This window comes from Streptomyces sp. NPDC059853 (assembly GCF_042731495.1).
In the GTDB taxonomy this organism is placed as follows: domain Bacteria; phylum Actinomycetota; class Actinomycetes; order Streptomycetales; family Streptomycetaceae; genus Streptomyces.
Window position 1 is genome coordinate 1 of the sequence record NZ_JBHWJL010000373.1, and the last position, 4,429, is coordinate 4,429.

Consider the following 4,429-nt stretch of genomic DNA (forward strand, 5'->3'; position numbering starts at 1 on the left):
CGCCTCGTACTCCGTCCCCGCTCAGCGCCCCCGGCGCTGCTGCGGTCCGCCCTTCGGAAGCCGCATCCCCTTGGGCATCGGCCCCTTCGGCAGCGGCATGTTGCTCATCAGGTCACCCATGGCGCGCAGCCGGTCGTTCACCTCGGTCACCCGGTGGCCGGGCAGCACCCGCGGGAACTTCATGACCTTCGTCCGCAGCTTCTTCAGCGGCACCTGGTCCTCGCCGGTGCCCACGATCACATCGTGCACGGGCACGTCCGAGACCACCCGGTTCATCCGGCGCTTCTCCGCCGCCATCAGCGTCTTCAGCCGGTTCGGATTGCCTTCGCCGACCAGCACCACGCCGCACTTGCCGACCGCCCGGTGCACCACGTCCTGGTTCCGGTTGATCGCCACCGCCGGGGTGAAGACGAACCCGCGCCGCAGGTTCTCCAGCACCGCGGCAGCCGCCCCCGGCTGCCCCTCCATCTGGCTGAAAGCGGCACGCTCGGCCCGCCGCCCGAAGACAATGGCCGTGGTCAGCAACGCGACCAGGAAGCCCAGAATCCCCAGATAGATCGGGTGCCCGATCAGAAAGCCGATGCCAAGGACCACACCGAAGGTGCCCAGGCCGACAGCAGAGATGACCAGACCGATCCAGCGATCGACCCGCTTGGTCATCTTGTACGTCAGAGCGATCTGCTTGAGCCGCCCTGGGTTCTCGGAATCTTGTTCCTTGTCCTTCCGCGCCATGCCGGCAAGTTTACGGCCGTCCTACGGGCACCGGCGCCTGGGGCGGCCCAGACGCCGGCGCCCAGGCCCTCACGCGGCCGGGGACTGCGCCGCGCGCCGCTCCAGCGCCTGCTGGTACAGCCGCCCGGCCCGGTACGACGAACGCACCAGCGGACCGGACATCACCCCTGCGTAACCGATCTCCTCGGCCTCCTGCTGCAGCTCCACGAACTCGTCCGGCTTCACCCACCGCTCCACGGGGTGGTGCCGGGGCGTGGGCCGCAGATACTGCGTGATCGTGACCAGCTCGGTACCCGCGTCGTGCATCTGCCGCAGCGCGTCGCTGATCTCCTCGCGGGTCTCACCCAGCCCCAGGATCAGGTTCGACTTGGTGACCAGCCCCGCCTCACGGGCCCGGGTGATCACCTCCAGCGACCGCTCGTAGCGGAACCCGGGCCGGATCCGCTTGAAGATCCGCGGCACCGTCTCCACGTTGTGCGCCAGCACCTCGGGCCGCGAGGAGAACACCTCCGCCAGCTGCTCCGGCACTGCGTTGAAGTCCGGGATCAGCAGCTCCACACCGGTCCCCGGCAGCAGCGCGTGGATCTGCCGCACCGTCTCCGCGTACAGCCAGGCCCCGCCGTCCTCCAGGTCGTCGCGCGCGACGCCGGTGACGGTGGCGTACTTCAGCTCCATCTGCCGGACCGACTCCGCCACCCGGCGCGGCTCGTCCCGGTCGAACTCGGCCGGCTTGCCGGTGTCGATCTGGCAGAAGTCGCAGCGCCGCGTGCACTGCTCCCCGCCGATCAGGAAGGTCGCCTCACGGTCCTCCCAGCATTCGAAGATGTTGGGACAGCCCGCCTCCTGGCAGACCGTGTGCAGCCCCTCCCGCTTCACCAGACCCAGCAGGTCCTTGTACTCAGGGCCCATGACGGCCCTGGTCTTGATCCATTCGGGCTTGCGTTCGATCGGGGTCTGGCTGTTCCGGACCTCAAGGCGCAGCATCTTACGACCGTCGGGCGCGACAGCGGACACGTCCGCCTCCCTACCACTTTTGATTCCTCGGCGTATCTCAGCGTACGCCTGTGCTTATGAGGTCAGACCGCGCGGGGGAGGGGGACCGTATCCTCCAGCACCACCCGCAGGTGCTTCTCCACCACCGGCAGCACCTCCGCCACCGGCACCCGCCGCCCCAGCTCCTGGGAGAGCGATGTCACACCCGCGTCCCGGATCCCGCACGGCACGATCCGGTCGTAGAAGGTGTTGTCCGGGTCGCAGTTCAGCGCGAAGCCGTGCATCGTCACGCCCTTCGCCACCCGGATCCCGATCGCGCACAGCTTGCGGTCCTCACCGCGCTGCCCCGCGTTCGACGGCGCGTACTCCGGACCCGCCAGCCGCGGATCGAACTCCTCGTCGTTCAGCCGCGGATCGAAGTCCAGCGCGAGCCCCCCGCGCCCGGGCAGCTCCGAGCCCAGCACCCACACGCCGCTGCGCCCCTCCACCCGGGTGGTTTCCAGGCCGAACTCCGCACACGTACGGATGACCGCCTCCTCCAGCCGCCGCACGTGCGCGATCACATCGACCGGACGCGGCAGCTTCAGGATCGGATACCCCACCAGCTGCCCGGGACCGTGCCAGGTGATCTTGCCCCCCCGGTCGATGTCGATGACCGGCGTGCCGTCCAGCGGCCGTTCACTGTCCTCGGTGCGCCGGCCGGCGGTGTACACCGACTGGTGCTCCAGCAGCAGGCAGGTGTCCGGAATCTCGTCCGCGAAGCGCGCGGTGTGCACCCGCCGCTGCTCCTGCCAGGCCGCGTGATACTCGACGGCTTCGTCCCCGAAGCCCAGATGGACAAAGCGCAGCTCGCTCACTGCCGCTCACTCTCCCGGTGAAGAACCACGACGCGTGAAGCGTCCCGAACCACTGTACGGCCGCACTCCGACAGGTAAGCGTGTGCCCCGGTCCTCACACATATGGATGAATCCTCCGCACACGCGACGATCACGTGGGGAGAGACCGTTACATTCACGCCGTTCCAGCCGCACAGCCGTAAGGCAGGAGACCGCATCGCCGATGTCCACGGAACGACCCGGAGGCACCCCCTCCGTACCCCCACCACCGCCGCACGCCAAGTCCGCGTCCTCGCCCTCCGGGCAGCGCACTCCCAACCGGCAACTGGCGGCCCTGATCGCCGAGGCGGGCTTCTCGCACGCCGGGCTCGCCCGACGGGTCGACCAGCTCGGCCTCGAACACGGGCTCGACCTGCGGTACGACAAGACCTCCGTCACCCGCTGGCTGCGCGGCCAGCGACCGCGCGGCACCACCCCCGCGCTGATCGCCGAGGTCTTCACCCGCCGGCTCGGCCGCCGGCTCTCCGCCCAGGACCTCGGCCTGGAAGCCTGCGCCCCCGTCTACGCGGGTCTGGAGTTCGCCGCCACCCCGGCCGAAGCCGTCGACATCGTCGCCGGCCTGTGGCGCAAGGACTCCGGAAGCTACGCCGAACTGCGCAAGATCGCCTTCACCCCGGCGGGCCTGGTGGTCCCCAGCCGGGACTGGCTCATCGGCCGCCCCGACGACCGGGTGGCGCGCGGTGACCCGCCCGACCCGGTCGGCGGCATCACCGGACTGCCCAGCCTGGCCGGCCTCACCGGCCACGCCCGCGTCCCGGAACAGTCCCGGCACCGCGCCGCCGCCGCCGTCGCCACCGGCCGCCCCGGAGCGGCCGACCGCGTCGAACGCGGCCCCGGCCAGCGCGTCACCGGCGGCGACATCGCGGCGCTGCGCTCGGTCGCCGAACTGTTCCGCGCCCTCGACAACGCCTACGGCGGCGGCCACGCACGGCAAGCCCTCGTGCGCTACCTGGAACACGAACTGGAACCCATGCTGCGCGGCACCTACGGGGAACAGACCGGCCGCCGGCTGTTCTCCGCCGCCGCCGACCTCACCCGGCTCGCCGGCTGGACGGCGTACGACATCGCCGCCCACGGGCTCGCCCAGCGGTACTTCGTGCAGGCACTGCGCCTGGCCCAGGCCGCCGGGGACCGCTCCTACGGCAGCTACGTCCTGGTGTCGATGAGCAGGCAGGCCGTCTACCTGGGACACGGCAGGGAAGCCGTCCAGCTCGCCCGGGTGGCACAGCAGGGCATGGCCAGCTCGGTGGCCCCGGCCGTGCAGGCCCTGCTGCACGCCGTGGAGGCGCGCGGCCACGGGCTCCTCGGAGAGGTACGCGCCTGCTCGGCGGCGCTGGCCCGCGCCGAACGCGCCCTGGAGTCGGCCCGGCCGGGGGAGGACGTGCCCACCTGGGCCCGGTTCTTCGACGAGGCGCAGCTGGCCGACGAGTTCGGCCACTGCCACCGCGACCTCCAGCAGTACCGGACCGCGGCACGGTACGCGGAACGGTCACTGCAACTGCGCGGCAACGGCTACGCGCGCAGCCGGCTGTTCTGCCGGGTGGTGCTGGCCACGGCGAAGCTGGGACTCGGCGACGTGGACCACGCGTGCGCGCTGGCGGTGGAGGCGGCCCAGCAGGCGGCCGACATGCGCTCGGCACGGGCCCACGAATACCTCCAGGACTTCGAACGCCGCCTGGACCCGTACCGCGACTCACTGGCGGTCCGCGGCTACCGGGAGAAGGTGGCGGCCCTGAACTGAGCCCTTCCCGGGCGAAGGCCGACGCCCCGGCACGCGGCCGCACGGGCGCGCGCCGGGTGGGTCCGGC

4 protein-coding genes are annotated in these 4,429 nt (G+C 71.3%); 1 reads left to right on the top strand and 3 read right to left on the bottom strand.

The genetic code is table 11. The annotated features are described in order from the left end of the window. Positions 1–21: 21 nt before the first annotated feature. The 3 genes from ACFV5N_RS25155 to lipB form a co-directional block, all read right to left on the bottom strand. Positions 22–732, bottom strand: coding sequence for a DUF4191 domain-containing protein (locus ACFV5N_RS25155; protein WP_385604043.1), 711 nt, complete (start codon positions 730–732; stop codon positions 22–24). 69 nt (positions 733–801) lie between these two features. Beyond that, positions 802–1,746, bottom strand: a complete 945-nt coding sequence (lipA, locus tag ACFV5N_RS25160) for a lipoyl synthase (RefSeq protein WP_385604046.1) — start codon at positions 1,744–1,746, stop codon at positions 802–804. A 62-nt stretch (positions 1,747–1,808) separates the two neighbouring features. After that, positions 1,809–2,582 (bottom strand): lipoyl(octanoyl) transferase LipB, encoded by a 774-nt coding sequence (lipB, locus tag ACFV5N_RS25165; protein ID WP_385604049.1) that lies wholly within the window; start codon positions 2,580–2,582, stop codon positions 1,809–1,811. 202 nt (positions 2,583–2,784) lie between these two features. Between lipB and ACFV5N_RS25170 the strand changes: the two genes are divergently transcribed. After that, a complete protein-coding gene (locus ACFV5N_RS25170) occupies positions 2,785–4,362 on the top strand; it encodes a regulator (RefSeq protein WP_385604051.1) in 1,578 nt (525 codons plus the stop codon). Positions 4,363–4,429 lie beyond the last annotated feature (67 nt).